This window comes from Kiloniella sp. EL199 (assembly GCF_900313065.1).
Taxonomy (GTDB): Bacteria; Pseudomonadota; Alphaproteobacteria; order Kiloniellales; family Kiloniellaceae; genus Kiloniella.
Map to the genome: position 1 here is coordinate 184110 of NZ_OMPU01000010.1, position 17063 is coordinate 201172.

Below are 17063 nucleotides of genomic sequence, written 5' to 3' on the forward strand. Positions count from 1 at the left end.
CCCTGATTAACTGGGATGAGGGCGTCATAAACGCATAGAAACTTTTAACTCACAAGTGTGTGCCATTCTTCTTCACTTAGAACACTGACCCCTAAATCGGCAGCTTTTTTTAGTTTGGAACCCGCATCAGCGCCAGCCACAACATAATCGGTTTTCTTGGAAACAGATCCTGAAACCTTGGCGCCAAGGCTTTCTGCTTTTGCCTTGGCTTCATCCCTGGACATCGTCTGCAATTTACCTGTGAAAACAACCGTCTTTCCAGCTACGGGTGAATCAGAACTAACTTCAAGAACAAACTCTTCAATGTTTATCTGGGCTTTAAGGTCTGCAATAACTTCCTGATTATGGGGTTCGTTAAAGAAGGCAATCAGATCGCCGGCCATAGAAGCACCAATACCGTCAATTGATAGTAGCTCTTGTAGTGCGTCGCTCTCAGGATAATGTGCAAGCCGGGTGATTTCTTCTATGCGCTCTAGCGTGCCATAGTTTTTGGCCATCAGCTTGGCGGTGGCCTGTCCAATCTGGGGAATACCAAGAGCAAAGATAAAGCGATCCAGCTGGATTGTTCTTTTACTTTCTATGGCATTATAGAGATTTTCTACGGATTGTCGCCCCCACCCAGCTTGGTTGCGGAGGGGTGTCAGACTTCTGCGATCTTTCTCTGCCAGTCGGAATAGATCAGCAGGTGATTTGATGGTGCCTTGATCAAAGAAAAACTTGATTTGTTTATCGCCCAGTCCTTCGATATCAAAGGCGTTTCTACTGACAAAATGCTTTAGACGTTCTACGGCCTGTGCCGGGCATATCAAGCCGCCAGTACAGCGTGTAACAACTTCGCCGTCTTCCTGTGTGGCCTGTGATCCACATTCAGGGCAACGATCAGGGAAAGGGAAGGGAGCAGAGTCAGCGGGACGCTTGTCGAGAATAACTTCAACGACCTGTGGAATTACGTCGCCAGCGCGTTGGATGACGATACTATCGCCTTCGCGCACGTCTTTTCGTTCGATCTCGTCCTTGTTGTGCAGGGTTGCCCGGGAAACGACAACACCACCCACCGTTATCGGTTCTAGATTGGCAACAGGGGTAAGTGCGCCTGTTCTGCCCACTTGAATGGTTATTTCGCTAAGGCGCGTAATCGCACGCTCGGCGGGGAATTTGTGTGCAATAGCCCAACGTGGTGCACGACTGACAAAGCCGAGGCGTTCCTGCCAATCCAGGCGATTAACCTTGTATACTATTCCGTCAATTTCATGATTGAGATCTGGTCGATCTGTCATAATTTGACGATAATAGTCTAGGATTTCATCTAACGAGGTACAGAGCTGACCGGGATTCACTGGTAATCCCCAGGCTTCCATTTTTGCCCGAACATCTGTCAGGCTTTCGCCTAAAGAGGATGACGTTTCGCCCCAAGCATATGCATAGAAATCAAGAGGTCTTGCCGCAGTGATGGATGGATCAAGTTGTCTTAATGATCCCGCCGCAGCATTTCGGGGATTAGCAAAGGTTTTCCCGCCTGTTGAAGTCTGATTTGTATTAAGTTCCAGGAAACGGTCACGTCGCATGTAAACTTCACCGCGGATTTCAATAACATCGGGATATGAAGTTTCGGTAAGCTGGTGAGGAATAGAGGAAATGGTTTTAACGTTTGCTGTAATGTTTTCACCGATGGCACCATCGCCACGGGTTGCGGCTTGTACGAGGACACCTTTCTCGTAACGGATAGAACATGAAAGGCCATCGATTTTGGGTTCGGCAAAGATATGCACTAATTCGTCTTTGCCTAAACCAAGAAAGCGTCTAATACGGGTAAGAAACTCTGAAACATCTTCGTCTGCAAAAGCATTTCCAAGCGACAGCATTGGCACACTATGTTTTATCTTGCCGAAACCGGAAGAGGGGGAGGACCCTACTTTGTTTGTCGGGCTGTCTTCGCGGACAAGATGAGGGAATGCCTTTTCAATTGCTTCATTCCGACGTCTGAGAATGTCGTACTCGGTGTCAGTTAACTCTGGTTCATCTTTTTGATGATAAAGTACATCATGACGCGCTATTTCAGTTGCAAGATGTGCGAGTTCTGTCGCGGCCTGATCATCGGTAAGCCTTTCTGTCTCTGGATCAAAGAGAGAGAATATAGGGGTATCTTTTGTCAAGGTATCTATCCTAAAAGACTATCGGCGGCTGAACGTGCTTCGTTTGTTATCTCTGCACCAGAGAGCATGCGAGCTACTTCTTCCCGGCGTTCTTCGTGGCTTAAATGGAAAACGGTTGTTGTGGTTTGATCCGCTTTTGATGATTTGACAACTTTGAGATGTTGCATGCCTTTTGCCGCGACTTGGGGACTGTGAGTAATGACGAGAATTTGTCGCTCCTTTGCAAGGCGGGACAGGCGTTCGCCAACAGCATGGGCCGTCGCACCGCCGATGCCCGCATCAACTTCGTCAAAGACAAGACAAGCAACCGGGCTGACCTTTGCCATAACCACCTTCAGGGCAAGCAGAAAGCGTGCAAGCTCACCACCGGAGGCAATCTTTCCCAATGGACCTGGGGCGGAGCCTGAGTTTGTCGCCACAAGAAATGCGACCTGATCCCAACCGTGTTGCCCCCAGCTTTCTTCCGGCTGAATGATCAGCGAGGTTTCAAAAACAGCGCGTTCAAGCTTTAGGGGCGGCAATTCGTTATTGATTGCCTGATCCAATTCTTTTGCTTTTGCATGTCTGGCTTTACTTAATTTTTCTGCTGCTTTGGCATAGGCAGATCTTGCTTCCTCGCATAAACGATCCAGCTCTTGCAGGTGCTCATTGCCTGTGTCGATGAGCTTTAGCTGTTCTGCTATTGCGTCCTTTACCCTGGTTAGTTCCTCCGGCTCGACACGATGTTTTCTGGCGAGATCCTGATAGAGAAAATAGCGTTCTTCTGTTTCCTGAAGGCGGGTTGGGTCGAGATCAAGATCATTTGATATATCTTGTAACGAAGCAAGAGCATCCTGTATTTCGTAGGTTGCTCGATCCAGAGCTTCGACAACGGGTTCCAGCTTTTTCCCGACATTTTCGGGGGTAGTTGCCAAATGGCGTTGAGCTTCTGCAAGGGAACTTTCGGCACCACCGATGCCGTTTTCTCCACTGAGTTCCAGTGTGCAAGCATTCATTGCCTGTATTAGCTTTTCACTGTGGATCAGTAGCTGCCTCTGGGAAGAGAGGTTTTCCAGCTCCCCGTCAATGGGGGATAAATTATCCAGTTCTTCCAGAGAGTGGCGCAGGAATGTCTCTTCTCGTTGTGCTTGTGCCAACTTGTCGTCTGCTTCGGACCGATCTTTGGCAATAGCTTGCCATTTTCGCCAAAGTTCCGATGTCTGTATTATAAGGTGATCATTATCACTTGCCGCGTCGAGTAAGCTTCTGTGATTACTTTGGTCCAAAAGCCCGCGTTGTTCGAACTGTCCTTGTATCTCAATTAGTAAATCGCCCGCCTGTCTGAGCAGATTAGCAGAAACTGGTGTATCATTAATGTAAGCACGACTTCTGCCATCGGCGTTTACGACACGTCTGAAAACCAGCAAATCATCATCTATGGTGACGTCTTTATCTTTTAGGAACTCAAAAACGGGATGTGTTGGTATGGGGTCGAAAACTGCGGATACGATTGCTTTGTCTGTGCCGTGACGAACCAGTCTGGATTCAGCTCTTGCTCCAAGGGCCAGTCCCAGAGAATCAAGCAGTATCGATTTTCCTGCACCTGTCTCGCCCGTTAGAACACAGAGGCCATTGTCAAAAGAAAGTTCAAGGCGGTCAATAAGAACAACATTGCTGATGGAAAGGTTCAGCAGCATAGAACACCTATTACTAGAGAATGGAATCCCAAACTTCAGAAATCCAGGAGCCGTCCTTTTCTTCAGGCTCCAGATCTTGGCCAGTTAAGAGAGCGTAACTGTCTTGATACCAACGCTCACCAGGAAAATTATGCCCCAAAACCGAAGCAGTTGCCTGCGCTTCGTCGATAATACCGAGGGCAAGATATGCTTCTACCAAGCGGTGTAATGCTTCAGGAACATGAGTAGTCGTCTGGTATTCGCCTATTACGGTTCTAAAGCGGTTAATTGCAGCCAGATATTCTTTTCTGTTTAAATAAAAACGACCAATGGTCATTTGCTTGCCTGCGAGATGATCGTTTGCAAGGTCAATTTTTAATTGGGCATCGCGCGCATATTTGCTGTCGGGGAATCTGCGGACAACATCACGCAGGGATGACAGGGCATCCCGCGTCATCTTTTGATCACGTCCAACATCTGAAATTTGTTCGTAATAACAAAGTGCTTTCAGATAGTAAGCATAAGGTGTGTCACGGTTACCAGGGTGCAGATCAATAAAGCGATCTAGGGCGCTAATTGCATCGTCATATTTATTATCAGAATAAAGAGCATAAGCGGCCATTAGCTGAGCTTTTGATGCCCATACCGAATAGGGATGCTGGCGTTCAACTTCGTCAAAGAGCCTTGCCGCATCCTCGTTGTCACCTGCTTTTAAGGCGCTATTCGCACTGTTGTAAAGCTCTTCAACAGGGCGTTCTACATAGGCCGGCCTGTCATCAGAGCTACAAGCAGCCAATACGGCGAGTAGAGACGCTGCAAGGATTATCTGTTTGTAGGAGTTATCAATCTGCTGTCCGAAAAGACGGAAATTCATCTTAGGTTACTCTTTAAATCAAAACCAAATTACGCATCCCCAAATGACTTATTCGGGTTTGTTCCACAGGCATTCAAACGCCAACGGCAAGGATATAGCCAGAGCACTATAAGGCTTCACACTCGTGTCCTCAAGCATCCTTGAGATAACTTGATCTCTTTAAAGATAAAAAAAATATTTTTTTCGATGTTGCAAATGCAAGAAGCCCAGAAAAACCAGGCTTTTTGTGCTTTTATATATAGTTTGGTGAATTAAACGGAAGCAGCGACGGCACGCTCTGGTGCAACGTAGCTGGAACTACGAGCAACAGTGTTTTCCACAGGTAGAGTGGCCCATTCCCAAGCACTGTTGTCGGAGAGAAGCTGTTTCACCAAGCGGTATGTTTGGGCGTGACCGCTTTTAATGCCGTGGTAATGGCCAATAATTGGTGCACCAGCAAGGAAGAGATCCCCGATAGAATCCAGAATTTTGTGACGGACAAATTCGTTACCATAACGAAGTCCGCCTTCGTTCATCACATCGTCGCCGTCAATAACAATGGCATTGTCCAGTGACCCGCCACGGGCCAAGCCCATTTTACGAAGCTGATCTGCTTCGTGCAGAAAGCCGAAAGTACGTGCGCGACTTACTTCCTGTTTATAGTGGTCGGGGCGGACTTCCATAAAGAGTTCCTGGTGTCCAATTGCCTGTGTATTAAAGTCGATTTCGAAACTGACAGAGAAACCTTCCGCTGGGCTTAAGATGCCTGAGCGAGCTTCTTCATCATCACGTACTTCTTTGAGTATACGGATGGCACGTTTTGGGGCATTTTGCTCAACTACGCCTGCACATTCGATCAAAAACACAAACGGAGAAGAGCTGCCATCCATAACAGGTACTTCGCAAGCATTGATCTCAATACGGCAGTTGTCGATGCCAAAGCCGGCAAATGCTGACATAAGGTGTTCAATGGTACCGATTTTTACATCATCTTTAACAAGAGTTGTACAAAGAGGGGATTCAATGGCGTATTCCCAAGTTGCTGGAATAACAACCCCTTTTCCAGTGACATCAGTACGGTGAAAAACGATACCTGTACCTGGCTCAGCAGGGTAAAGTGTCATAACAACATTGTCGCCTGAATGTAATCCGACACCAGAGCAATTGATTGCGCTTTTGAGTGTCTTTTGTCTCTGTACACGATTGGCAGCAGTGTTGGTTTTCATGAGTACGCTTCGTTTGTTAGTTAATCCCCCCGGTGCAGCCGAACTGTTCATCCGATAAAATGCAACAGGGGAACGATAGCTCGTCCCCCTGTTTCTAACAAATCACTGTTTGTTTCAGTATGTTACGAAATGTAACGTACTTTGAAACATTTGCCTTTAATTGGCCTGACGCCGCAGAAATGCTGGGATATCCAGAAGGTCTTCTTCGGCTGACGGCGTCTGAATCCGCTCTTGTGGATCCAAACCTGTCAATCTGGGCTGTTGACTGTTACCAGTAGCAGGCGATTCGGATGGTGTCGCTGCTGGCGCTACAGACGGTGCAGCAGGGGCATTAACGGTTGCTTTTCCCATCTCAAGCTCTTCTTGCTCTTCTGACTGTGTGGCCGCTTGAAGAGCACGTGCTGCGCCACCGGTAATGCGCCCGAACAGACCGCGTCCTTTTTTGGATGCGTCTTCGTGCTTGTCTGTGCCGTTAGCAAGTGCAGCCGCTGCAAAAGGATCTGCCTTTTGCCCTGTTATCTGAGGAGCCGCAGGCTTCTGGTTTGTAACAGTGGCTGGGGCAGGGGCAACAAAAGTATCGCTCTTGATTTCAGCTTGCGGCGCAGCTGTCGAAACAGGCTGTGTCTCAGCTTCACTACGTGTAATCGCTGATTCGATACTTGTTTGTGACGGGCCAGTTTCAATGATTGGCTGAGTAGCATGTTCTGTACTTGCCGCTGCAGCAGGTGCTGCTACCGGTGCTGCGGGCTGCGGTGCTTCAGCCACAGATGCAACCGCTTGTTCTGGCTGAGGTTCTGCTGGTGCTTCAGGTGTCACATCCAATGGTGCTGGCGGCGCTTTGAATTCTTTTGTCTCCGGCGGGCGAATGTTTTTCATTGATTCGACATCAATGCCGGTTGCAACAACTGACACCCGCATGGTGCCTTCCATATTCGGATCGTAGGTAGAACCAAAGATGATGTTCGCTTCGGGATCGACCTCGTCACGGATACGGTTTGCAGCTTCGTCCACTTCAAACAGTGTCAGATCTGGTCCACCAGTGATGTTGATCAGAACGCCACGTGCTCCTTTCATGGAAACTTCGTCAAGCAGCGGGTTTGAAATTGCTGCTTCGGCAGCATCCATTGCACGGCTTTCGCCATCGGCTTCGCCTGTTCCCATCATGGCTTTGCCCATTTCTGTCATCACGGCGCGAATATCTGCAAAATCGAGATTGATCAAGCCTGGCATAACCATAAGATCGGTGACGCCACTAACACCTGAGCGCAATACATCATCCGCCATCTTAAAGGCGTCGGCGAAGGTTGTTTTTTCGTTGGCAATTCTGAACAGATTCTGGTTTGGAATAATAATCAGTGTATCAACGTATTGTGCCAGCTCTTCAATGCCTTTCTCCGCAAGGCGCATACGATGCACGCCTTCGAAGTGGAAAGGCTTGGTCACAACGCCAACTGTCAAAATGCCAGCATCGCGTGCCGATTTGGCAATAACAGGTGCTGCACCAGTTCCGGTGCCACCGCCCATACCAGCTGTGATAAAGACCATATTTGATCCCTCGAGGTGACCAAGGATTTCATCCATGGCTTCCTCTGCCGCAGCTTGACCAATGTCAGGACGTGACCCGGCACCAAGGCCCTGGGTAATGTTTCTGCCCAGCTGGATCGTGCGATCACATGATGACTGTGCAATTGCCTGCGCGTCGGTATTTGCGATTAAAAACTCGACACCCTCCAGATTACTCTGGATCATGTTGTTTACAGCATTACCGCCTGCACCACCGACCCCTATAACCGTAATCTGAGGGGTCAGTTCGGAATCAACTGGTGGTACATCTAAATTTAAAGCCATCACTAACCTCCGTTGCACGCCGACTCGGCGCATTCGTTTGTCAAGTTGTACTATAAAGTAGTGGAATCAGTCGAGCTAATTCCTAACTTTTTCTTAAAAATTTTCACTGAACCACTTCCCAAACTTACTAATGAAGTTCTGAGGCTGAGTCTCCTCGGGGGTTTTATCGGTTTGAACATCATTATGGGCAATGGTTGCGTAGGTCAAAAGACCTGCGCAGGTAGAGAAGCTTGGCCCGCCTGTAGCGTCTGCCAAGCCGGTTACACGCATCGGCCTGCCTATCCGAACCTGTTTGTCGAGTATTAAACTCGCAAGATCCGGTAACCCGGGAAGTTGACTGGCGCCGCCTGTTAAAACAACGCGTCGACCACCAACTTTATCAAAGCCACTCATTTCCAGTTTCGAACGAACGATCTCAAATGTTTCTTCCAGTCTGGGTTGTATGATGCCGACCAGAAGTGATCGCGGTACTTGTTGCGGTTGGCTGCCGGCTTCTTCACCAACTTGTGGAACATCAATCATTTCCCGTTCATCTGTAACGGTTGCTACGGCATGCCCGTACAAGGTTTTCATACGTTCAGCTTCGGCAACCGGTGTGGAAAGGCCGCGCGCAACATCATTGGTTACATGGTGACCACCAACAGGAATAACATCGCTGAAAACAAGCTTGCCTTCGCTGAAGACAGCGATTGATGTTGTCGTGCCACCCATATCAACCAGTGTGACTCCTAACTCCATTTCATCATCGACCAGACAAGCAAGGCCTGATGCGTAAGGAGTAAGAACAAAACTCAGAGGATCAAGGTGGCAACGTTTGATACAGGTTGTCAGGTTTCTCAGGGAATTTGCCGCAGCCGTGATAAGGTGCATTGTTACACCCAACATTTCCCCGTGCATGCCTCGGGGATCTTTGACCCCGCGATTACCGTCAAGGGTAAAGCCTGTTGGCAGTGAATGGAGGAGTTGACGACCCTGTTCTGGGTTACCTTCGGGTCCCTGGATTTTACTGGCGTGTTCGAGGGCCTGTTTTAAATCTGTCTCGGTAACTTCGTGGCCATTAATCGCAACTTCAAGATTGATGTTGTGTGATGTTGGTGATCCGCCAGAGAGATTTACAAGTACTGTGTTAACGGTTTCGCTTGCCATCTGTTCGGCAGAATGCACTGCGTTGAGAATGGAATCTTCCAATGCTTCCATATCAACAATGTTCCCGCTTTTCATACCGTGGCTGGCCTGTTGGCCTATACCGATCACTTTTGGAGGATTATCACCATCCATCTGAGCAATGAAACAGCAAATTTTACTGCTGCCCACATCAATGGCAGCGATTGTTCCATGTTTGATAGCCCCGGGGTTCCGCTTCATGATTGGCGATTTCCCTGAATAAGAGGCATGATCGTTATGTTTGTCCGGAAACGCGAGGACAGCACCATTAAGTTTTCTTTCCTTTTACTTTCTTGGTTTTGTTTTTTTCAGAGCCACCGGATGTTCTGACAATAAGACGGTCTCTTAGGCGTAAATCAACAACGATAACATCGCGTTCCAAAACGCCTTCGTCTCGTTCGATGCGGGCAAAAAAAGACCAGGCATCGTTTGCGTCTTCTTCGGGTAATTGCACATCAACACCATTGTTGAGGCGGATATTCCAACGACGTCCGCTTACACGAACAGCTGCCTTTACCCGATTACCAAGCTCTGGCTCGCTTTCAATAAGGGCGAGCACTTCCCGGGCATGATCTGGAGCGTCAGGCCCCACGATAAGAGGTAGCTTTGAAAATTTGCTAGCTTTGGCAGATGCGATCACCTCACCGCTTTGATCAATGACATGCAGAACGCCTTTTTCCTGCCAAAGTGCCAGTGGCTCTCTTTCTTCCAGTTTGACGTAAATAACATTCGGCAAACGACGTTCGACGATAGCTCTTTGAACCCAGGGTAATTCTTCGAGTTCAGCTTTTGCCTGTTCGGGGGAGAAGGATAAAATTGGCGTGCCGCGTTCTACATCTAACTTGCTGAGAATAGCAGCCGCGTTGCTTCTTTTCCGACCTTCGACGAGCACATCTTCAACGGACAGTCCGGTATCAGCCATCATGCCATGAAAATCTTCAACACCCTGATTGATCTTTTCCGGGATCCAGCCATTGGTCCATAAAACAGTGACAAGGCCTATGGTCGCGACAAGGCTCCCTGCGGCTGTGCCCCAAAATACTTTGCGCCAGTTCGTATCTCGAAAGGGAGTTTTACCCCTTTTCTGGGGTCTTTTGCGCCTATGCGCGGTTTTTTTATTATTACTCATAGCTCCTCCTTGTTCCCCAAGGCTTCTTGAACCATCCAGGAACAGAGTTCAGAGAAAGAAATACCGATGTGTTTTGCCTGTTCAGGAACCAGACTAAGATTTGTCATCCCAGGTTGAGTGTTGGTTTCCAGATAATAGAGCTTGCCATCACCATTTTCTGTGTCGTCGTAACGGAAATCGCTCCGGCTCACTCCGGAGCAACCAAGAACCTGGTGGGCTTTCAGAGCAGCATCCATTGCCTCCTGATATATGGCTGCGGGAATTGGCGCAGGAATTATATGATCGGTTTTGCCCTCGGTATATTTGGCTTCATAATCATAAAAACCTTCTTTTGGGGAAAGCTCTGTAACAGCAAGTGACTTGTTTCCCATCACAGCAACAGTTAGTTCGCGTCCGGGAATGTAGCGCTCTACCATGATGTCACCGGAAAATCCGAGGTCTGCGCGTGTGGTTGCAATGTGATTGTCCCCCTCAAGGACAATGTGAACACCAACGGATGAACCTTCACTCAATGGCTTGATAACATATGGTCGGGGCAGGGGATCACCTGCAGCTAGGTCTGTTGCCTGAATGCTTTTGCTTTCGGGAACACGTACACCAACTTGTTCAACCATCGCTTTGGCGCGTTCTTTGTGCATGGCAAGGGCTGAGCTTAAAACCTTGGAGTGGGTATAGGGCAGGGACAAGAGTTCCAGAAGCCCCTGGACACAGCCATCTTCACCCCATTGCCCGTGGAGCGCATTGAAAACGACAGCAGCTTTGCTTTCCTGTAACTGAGAAATCAATGCCGGAATATCCTGGTTAACATCTATTTCGGTTACGGTATAACCTGCCTTGCGCAATGCCTCAGCACAGGCAGCTCCGCTAGCAAGAGAAACGTCCCGCTCAGCTGAGAAACCACCTTTTAGTAATGCGACATGACAAGTCATAAATGTTTATTCCTTTTGTATTCCTAGTGTTCGCCAATTTTGTTGTTCAGAGTTTTATTTCCGAGACGCTTTATTTCCCAGTGCAACTCTATGCCAGAGTTTTCCTTGACTCGTTTCCTGACTTCTTCACCAAGGTTTTCCAGATCACTGGCTGACGCCTTGTTGTTATTTATCAGAAAATTACAGTGTTGTTCGGATACCTGAGCATCACCAAGCTTGAGGCCACGGCATCCAGCTTTATCTATTAACTGCCAGGCTTTATTGCCATCAGGGTTTTTAAACGTACTGCCCCCTGTGCGGGATTTGATGGGTTGTGTGCTACCGCGTGCATCCTGAATTTCTTTCATTCTCTCAGCAATTTCGCTTGAATTGCCAGCTGTTCCGGCAAAACAGGCGCGAACAAAAATCCACTCTTTTCCTAAATCACAATGACGATAAGCGTACCCCAATTGATCTGACGTAAAGCGTTGAATGTTTCCTGCCAGATCGATTGCTTCGGCCCAAACCAGGATGTCTTTGGTTTCTCGACCATAAGCTCCGGCATTCATTCTCAATGCGCCACCAATTGTGCCGGGAACTCCGCAGAGGAATTCCAGCCCACTAATTCCTGCTTTCATTGCTGTTTTTGCGACTTTGACATCTAAGGCTGCGGCACCGGCAATAATCTGATTTTCTGTTTCATCTGATGATTCTACCTTCGCAAAAGCGGGGCCAAGGCGAATAACAACACCGGGAATACCACCGTCACGGATCAAGAGATTTGAGCCGACCCCGATGACAAGAACGGGAATGTCCACCGGTTTGTTCTGCAAGAAATAAATCAGATCGCCCTGATCTGCTGGTGTATATAGTATATCTGTAGGTCCCCCGACTTTAAACCAGGTGACCTTTGCCAATTGTGCATCAGTCTTATAGCTGCCCCGAACTTGGGGCAGGCTATGTATAATATGGTTTTCTGGAAGAGCCTGTTGGGACATGCTTATTTACTGCCTCCGGATAGTACTGCATCCAGTTCATCTGGCAAGGCATGTGCCCAAGCGGATATTGATCCAGCACCAAGGCATACGATCACGTCACCTTTAGTGGCTGTCTCTGCTACTAATTTAGCGAGCTTGTCTGGGCCGGGTAGAGCAACTGCGTTTCTGTGTCCACGTGTCAAAAGCCCTTTGACAAGGCTGTCTCGATTAGCACCTTCTATAGGATCTTCGCCTGCTGTGTATACATCGGACACGATAACCTGATCGGCATCATTAAAGCATGAGCAGAAACCTTCAAAATGATCTGACAGGCGTGAATAGCGATGCGGTTGCACGACGGCAATGACTTTTGAATCTTCGTCTATGGCTTGTCTCGCTGCCTGTAAAACGGCAGCAATTTCTACCGGATGGTGTCCATAGTCATCGATAATGGTTATACCGTTTACCTCACCTGTTTTGGTGAAACGACGCTTCACGCCTTTAAAATCCAACAGTGATGCCCGGATTTCATCGTCATTCATGCCCAGTTCACTGGCGACGGAAATTGCGGCAAGCGCATTGAGAATGTTGTGGTTACCCAGCATTGGTAAGTGACAGTCGGTAATGGTTCTGCTGTCAGATTCGTTACGTTTTGAAATGACGACATCAAAGACATTACCCGTGATTTCAGTGCGAACATTTACGGCACGGAACTTTGCCTGTGGACTAAAGCCATAGGTGACAATTCTGCGATCTTCTATGCGTCCGATTAACGATTGAACCACAGGGTGATCTATGCACAAAACAGAAAACCCATAGAAGGGGATATTTTTAACAAACGTTGCAAAGGCATCATGGAGTGCTTCAATTGAGCCGTAAAATTCCATGTGTTCCGGGTCAATGTTGGTAATGACCGAGATTGTCGCGGGCAACTTGATGAAGGTACCATCGCTTTCGTCAGCTTCGACAACCATCCAGTCTCCATCGCCCAAACGTGCGTTGGTGCCATAGGCATTGATAATTCCACCGTTGATAACTGTTGGATCAAATCGTCCACCGTCAAGCAAGGCTGCAATCATTGAGGTTGTCGTTGTTTTCCCGTGAGTTCCGCCCACAGCAACGCAGGATTTAAAGCGCATCAGTTCGGCAAGCATTTCGGCACGACGAACAATCGGAGTCAGATTATTACGCGCTTCTTCTACCTCGGGATTATCAAGTTTGATGGCTGAAGAAACCACGACGACACGAGCATCTTTAACATTCTCGGCCTTGTGCCCGATCATGACCTTTATACCCATATTGCGCAGGCGGAGAACGTTGGATGATTCAGCAATATCACTGCCTTGAATTTGATATCCGAGATTGTGGAGGATTTCGGCAATTCCGCTCATCCCGATACCGCCAATACCAACAAAGTGCAGAGGACCTATATCAAGTGGCATGCCTTTCATGCTACCGCCCCCGTTGAAACGTTCTCGCTTGTTAATTTTTCGTCTCCGTTACTTTCTTTCATGCCACATACAACATCCGCGAGATTACTCGCGGCACCAGTAATGGCGCTGCTGCGGGCACAAGATGCTGATCTTTCGAGCAGTTGTGTGTGTGAAAAAAGTGAAATTAATCTATCAGCCAGTTTTTGCGGTTCCAAACAACCTTGAGCCATAAGCCAGCCAGCACCTGCATCCGTGAAATCACGCGCATTCTCTGTCTGATGATCATCCGTCGCATGGGGGTAGGGAACCAGAATAGCAGGGCGACCCGCTGCGGCCAACTCCGTCACTGTTGAAGCACCAGAACGGCAGATGGCAATATGTGCAGCTGCCAATCTTGTTGGCATGTCATCAAAAAAGGCTCTTAGGTCCGCTTTGATGCCTTTTTTCTTGTAAAGAGCTTCAATTATTTCAACACCTTCGCCGCGAACTTGCTGCGAAACATTAAGGCGTGTCCGAACTTCTTCGGGGAGAAGGGCAAGAGCCTCGGGAACAACTGTATTGAATACTGTGGCACCCTGACTGCCACCAGTGACGAGAATGTTTAACGCGGATTGATGATCTGGTGTCTGATAGGCCGTATCACGAAGAGACAGAATTTCAGGGCGAACCGGATTTCCCGTCAGAGTAATTTTTCTCTCCAGGTTTTGCGGGATATGGCTTACGCTTTTGAAGGAAGTACAAATGCCACGGGCTTTACTGGCCATTAATCGATTGGCGCGACCAAGCACAGCGTTTTGTTCGTGCAGGTAAAGGGGGATACCAAATTGCCCCGCTGCTAGTCCGGCAGGTACAGAGGCATAACCACCAAACGCGACGACAACATCGGCTTTGATCGATTTTAGAAGTTTACGCGCTTTCAGTGTACCAACAAAGATTTTGCCCAAGCTCAAAACTTTACGCAGAATGCCACCGCCAGCAACCCCACCGGCTGATACACGATAGACCGTTACGTCTGTGAGATCATCCCCGAACCCGGCCCCTCTAAGATCTGTGACAAGGCTGACTTTATTGCCTCGGGCTAATAGTTCTTCGGCAAGGGCACGCGCCGGGAACATGTGGCCGCCAGTTCCACCGGCTGTAAGTACGATATGCATTGGGTTATTTGTCGTCATTACATGCCCCCGTCATAATCACCATGAGGACGACGTCTGGTGAAGGCCAATACCATTCCCATGCCAATCGCCAAGGCAAGAAGAGATGATCCGCCATAGCTGATGAAGGGAAGTGTCATACCCTTGGTCGGGATGAGATGAATTGCAGAGGCCATATTAATAATAGCTTGCAGGCCAAATTGTACCAACAAGCCTGTGCAAGCAAGCAAGACAAAAAGATTGTTTTCCTGCAATAGACGGCTAAAGCCTCGTAAGACTACAAAAGCAAACAAGCTGACTATGATCAGGCAGGCAATGAGGCCGAGTTCTTCACCAGCCACAGAAAAGATAAAATCAGAATGCGCATCCGGGAGTTGGGATTTCACAGTGCCTTCGCCTGGTCCTTGGCCAAGTAATCCACCATTCTTGAAAGCTTCCATCGACCGATTAACCTGGTATCGGTTCCCGGCATCAGGATCCAGAAAACCGTCAATACGGGCGGTAACGTGAGGCAGGGTAAAATAAGCTGTAATTAAGCCGAGGGCAGCAAAAAGAATGAGACCTCCAACCAGAATCATAGGTAATCCGGCCAGAAAGAGTTGAACGCCGCCAATGACAGTCACGACAACCGTTTGTCCCAGATCGGGCTGCATTAACAACAGGCTGATAACGACGAGCCAGATACCAATCGCAATCCAGGTGCCGGGAATACCTTCATCACTCTTTGCACTGGCAAGCATCCAGGCGACAGTTACCGCAAAAAAAGGTTTCACAAATTCAGACGGCTGAAGAGAGAAGCCGAGAACATTGATCCATCGGGTCGCACCTTTGATCTCAACACCTAGTACGAGTGTTGCCAGTAAGGCGAACACTGTCAACCCCATCCCGATAACAGCAAAACGGCGTACTTTTTTCACAGGCATTAAGGATATGCCGATCATAAACGCTGCCGCCGCCGGGAGTAACAGGAAATGACGTTTTGCGAGTTGGAAGGTACCAACACCGCTGATCCGATCTGCGGCTGCGGGCGAGGCGGCAAGGACCAAAAGAGCGCCAAATCCCATAAGTGCAAGTAATGCAGCAAGATTCCAGCGATCCACCGTCCACCACCAGCGACCTAAAACAGATGTGTCTGTACGAGAAAAAGTGCTCATGAGGCAATTTCCTTTACAGGCTGGTATTTAAGCTCTGATACACACTCTTTGAAGTGATCGCCCCGAAGTTCAAAGCTGCGGTATTGATCCCAAGATGCACAAGCCGGGGATAGAAGAACAACAGGGTCTTTTTCTGTCGATTGAGCAGCATCGTTAGCTGCTTTTTTGACAGCAACATCGAGCGTTCCGCAAACCTCATAGGCAAGAGAATTGCCAATCTGATTTGCAAAAATATTAGCGCTCTCACCAACCAAATAGGCTTTTCGAATACGTGGAAAGTATGATGACAAGCTTTCAATGCCGCCTTCTTTTGCGCGTCCGCCGGCTATCCAGTAGATATTGTCATAACTACCGAGTGCACGTGCGGCAGCATCGGCATTGGTGGCTTTCGAATCGTTGATATAGCGAATGCCGCCCTTGGTTGTTACAAGCTCCTGACGATGAGCCAAACCGGGAAATGATTTCATCCCGGTGCTGATTTCGCTATCTGTTAATCCAACGGATCGGCAGGCTGCAAAAGCAGCCGCAGCATTCTGATAATTGTGGTTGCCCGGCAAACGTTCGATTGAACTAAGATCAGTAATACTTTTTTCGTCTGAAAAAGCATCGTCAATAAGCTGACCTTCCGCCACAAAAACACCTTCCGCCAGTCTGGTTGAACCGGAAATAGGTACAGCTTTTACGGTTCCCATCTGGTTGATGGAATCAAAGACTGCACGAGTGTAGTTATCATCCATTCCAATGATGGCTGTATCGTTTTTTGTCTGACGTTCGAAAATATGTTTCTTTGCTTTGATATAGCCATTTATATCGCCATGGCGGTCAAGATGATCTGGGCTGATGTTCATGAAAAGCGCGACATCAAAAGTTAGTTGAGATAATAGATCGAGCTGATAAGACGACATCTCCAGAACATAGATACCCGTTGTGTCCAACGGTGGTAATTCCAGAGCTGGGGTGCCAAGATTACCCCCGACAGCAACCTTACGTCCGGCCGAGGTCAAAATGTGTGCGATAAGACTTGTGGTCGTTGATTTCCCATTGGTGCCAGTAATACCAATGAAAGTCGGTTCAGAGGCTGCTCGGTAAAGAAGCTCGACTTCGCATATGATCTCAACATCATTATTTTTGGCCGCTGCTGCAACCGGATGTGGTGCGGGGTGTGTCAAAGGGATGCCAGGTGACATTACGAGAGTTTGTACTGCATCCCAATCACAGCTGTTCAGATCAATAAGCTCAAGCCCCGCTTTTTCAGCTTTTTCACGCCCTGCTGGATTGTCATCCCAAGCCCAAACTTTTGCGCCAGAGCGAACAAGAGCACATGCAGCCGTCAACCCGGAACGCCCCAAACCTAAAACGGCAAAGGCTTTTCCACTGGTTGAGCTGATATATGTGTTCAAGTCGATCATTAC

At 48.3% G+C, this 17063-nt stretch carries 13 protein-coding genes; all 13 read right to left on the reverse strand.

Annotated elements, in window-relative coordinates; translation table 11 throughout:
• Positions 1 to 44: 44 nt before the first annotated feature.
• Complete coding sequence (gene ligA / locus D9A03_RS09380; RefSeq protein ID WP_120496938.1) at positions 45 to 2153, reverse strand: NAD-dependent DNA ligase LigA; 2109 nt, start codon at positions 2151 to 2153, stop codon at positions 45 to 47.
• A gap of 5 nt (positions 2154 to 2158) precedes the next feature.
• Positions 2159 to 3829 (reverse strand): DNA repair protein RecN, encoded by a 1671-nt coding sequence (recN, locus tag D9A03_RS09385; protein WP_120496939.1) that lies wholly within the window; start codon positions 3827 to 3829, stop codon positions 2159 to 2161.
• A 13-nt stretch (positions 3830 to 3842) separates the two neighbouring features.
• Positions 3843 to 4682 (reverse strand): outer membrane protein assembly factor BamD, encoded by an 840-nt coding sequence (locus D9A03_RS09390; RefSeq protein ID WP_120496940.1) that lies wholly within the window; start codon positions 4680 to 4682, stop codon positions 3843 to 3845.
• A 251-nt stretch (positions 4683 to 4933) separates the two neighbouring features.
• Positions 4934 to 5887 (reverse strand): UDP-3-O-acyl-N-acetylglucosamine deacetylase, encoded by a 954-nt coding sequence (gene lpxC / locus D9A03_RS09395; protein ID WP_120497650.1) that lies wholly within the window; start codon positions 5885 to 5887, stop codon positions 4934 to 4936.
• Positions 5888 to 6043: 156 nt separating this feature from the next.
• Complete coding sequence (ftsZ, locus tag D9A03_RS09400; RefSeq protein ID WP_120496941.1) at positions 6044 to 7735, reverse strand: cell division protein FtsZ; 1692 nt, start codon at positions 7733 to 7735, stop codon at positions 6044 to 6046.
• 93 nt (positions 7736 to 7828) lie between these two features.
• Positions 7829 to 9100, reverse strand: a complete 1272-nt coding sequence (gene ftsA / locus D9A03_RS09405) for a cell division protein FtsA (RefSeq protein WP_120496942.1) — start codon at positions 9098 to 9100, stop codon at positions 7829 to 7831.
• Between the two features lie 67 nt (positions 9101 to 9167).
• On the reverse strand, positions 9168 to 10028 hold the full coding sequence (locus D9A03_RS09410) for a cell division protein FtsQ/DivIB (RefSeq protein ID WP_120496943.1): 861 nt from the start codon (positions 10026 to 10028) through the stop codon (positions 9168 to 9170).
• Entirely contained in the window at positions 10025 to 10957 is a 933-nt protein-coding gene (locus tag D9A03_RS09415; protein ID WP_120496944.1) for a D-alanine--D-alanine ligase, read from the reverse strand. The genes D9A03_RS09410 and D9A03_RS09415 overlap by 4 nt, the downstream gene beginning before the upstream one ends.
• A gap of 23 nt (positions 10958 to 10980) precedes the next feature.
• A complete protein-coding gene (gene murB, locus D9A03_RS09420; protein WP_120496945.1) occupies positions 10981 to 11934 on the reverse strand; it encodes a UDP-N-acetylmuramate dehydrogenase in 954 nt (317 codons plus the stop codon).
• A 2-nt stretch (positions 11935 to 11936) separates the two neighbouring features.
• A complete protein-coding gene (gene murC, locus D9A03_RS09425; protein WP_120496946.1) occupies positions 11937 to 13364 on the reverse strand; it encodes a UDP-N-acetylmuramate--L-alanine ligase in 1428 nt (475 codons plus the stop codon).
• Positions 13361 to 14518 carry an undecaprenyldiphospho-muramoylpentapeptide beta-N-acetylglucosaminyltransferase gene (murG, locus tag D9A03_RS09430; protein ID WP_120496947.1) on the reverse strand — a complete coding sequence of 386 codons (1158 nt, stop codon included), beginning with the start codon at positions 14516 to 14518 and terminating at the stop codon, positions 13361 to 13363. Before murG ends, murC begins: the two co-directional genes overlap by 4 nt.
• Positions 14518 to 15651: a putative lipid II flippase FtsW gene (gene ftsW, locus D9A03_RS09435; RefSeq protein ID WP_120496948.1), complete on the reverse strand. Its 1134-nt coding sequence runs from the start codon at positions 15649 to 15651 to the stop codon at positions 14518 to 14520. Before ftsW ends, murG begins: the two co-directional genes overlap by 1 nt.
• The gene (gene murD, locus D9A03_RS09440) at positions 15648 to 17060 is read right to left on the reverse strand and encodes a UDP-N-acetylmuramoyl-L-alanine--D-glutamate ligase (protein ID WP_120496949.1); all 1413 of its coding nucleotides are present in this window, start codon (positions 17058 to 17060) and stop codon (positions 15648 to 15650) included. The genes ftsW and murD overlap by 4 nt, the downstream gene beginning before the upstream one ends.
• Positions 17061 to 17063: the final 3 nt, after the last annotated feature.

What these genes read in the sequence shown, in the direction of transcription:
- recN (WP_120496939.1), bottom strand. Translation starts at nt 3,829, where the DNA reads ATGCTGCTGAACCTTTCCATCAGCAATGTTGTTCTTATTGACCGCCTT.
- D9A03_RS09390 (WP_120496940.1), bottom strand. Translation starts at nt 4,682, where the DNA reads ATGAATTTCCGTCTTTTCGGACAGCAGATTGATAACTCCTACAAACAG.
- lpxC (WP_120497650.1), bottom strand. Translation starts at nt 5,887, where the DNA reads ATGAAAACCAACACTGCTGCCAATCGTGTACAGAGACAAAAGACACTC.
- ftsZ (WP_120496941.1), bottom strand. Translation starts at nt 7,735, where the DNA reads ATGGCTTTAAATTTAGATGTACCACCAGTTGATTCCGAACTGACCCCT.
- ftsA (WP_120496942.1), bottom strand. Translation starts at nt 9,100, where the DNA reads ATGAAGCGGAACCCCGGGGCTATCAAACATGGAACAATCGCTGCCATT.
- D9A03_RS09410 (WP_120496943.1), bottom strand. Translation starts at nt 10,028, where the DNA reads ATGAGTAATAATAAAAAAACCGCGCATAGGCGCAAAAGACCCCAGAAA.
- D9A03_RS09415 (WP_120496944.1), bottom strand. Translation starts at nt 10,957, where the DNA reads ATGACTTGTCATGTCGCATTACTAAAAGGTGGTTTCTCAGCTGAGCGG.
- murB (WP_120496945.1), bottom strand. Translation starts at nt 11,934, where the DNA reads ATGTCCCAACAGGCTCTTCCAGAAAACCATATTATACATAGCCTGCCC.
- murC (WP_120496946.1), bottom strand. Translation starts at nt 13,364, where the DNA reads ATGAAAGGCATGCCACTTGATATAGGTCCTCTGCACTTTGTTGGTATT.
- murG (WP_120496947.1), bottom strand. Translation starts at nt 14,518, where the DNA reads ATGACGACAAATAACCCAATGCATATCGTACTTACAGCCGGTGGAACT.
- ftsW (WP_120496948.1), bottom strand. Translation starts at nt 15,651, where the DNA reads ATGAGCACTTTTTCTCGTACAGACACATCTGTTTTAGGTCGCTGGTGG.
- murD (WP_120496949.1), bottom strand. Translation starts at nt 17,060, where the DNA reads ATGATCGACTTGAACACATATATCAGCTCAACCAGTGGAAAAGCCTTT.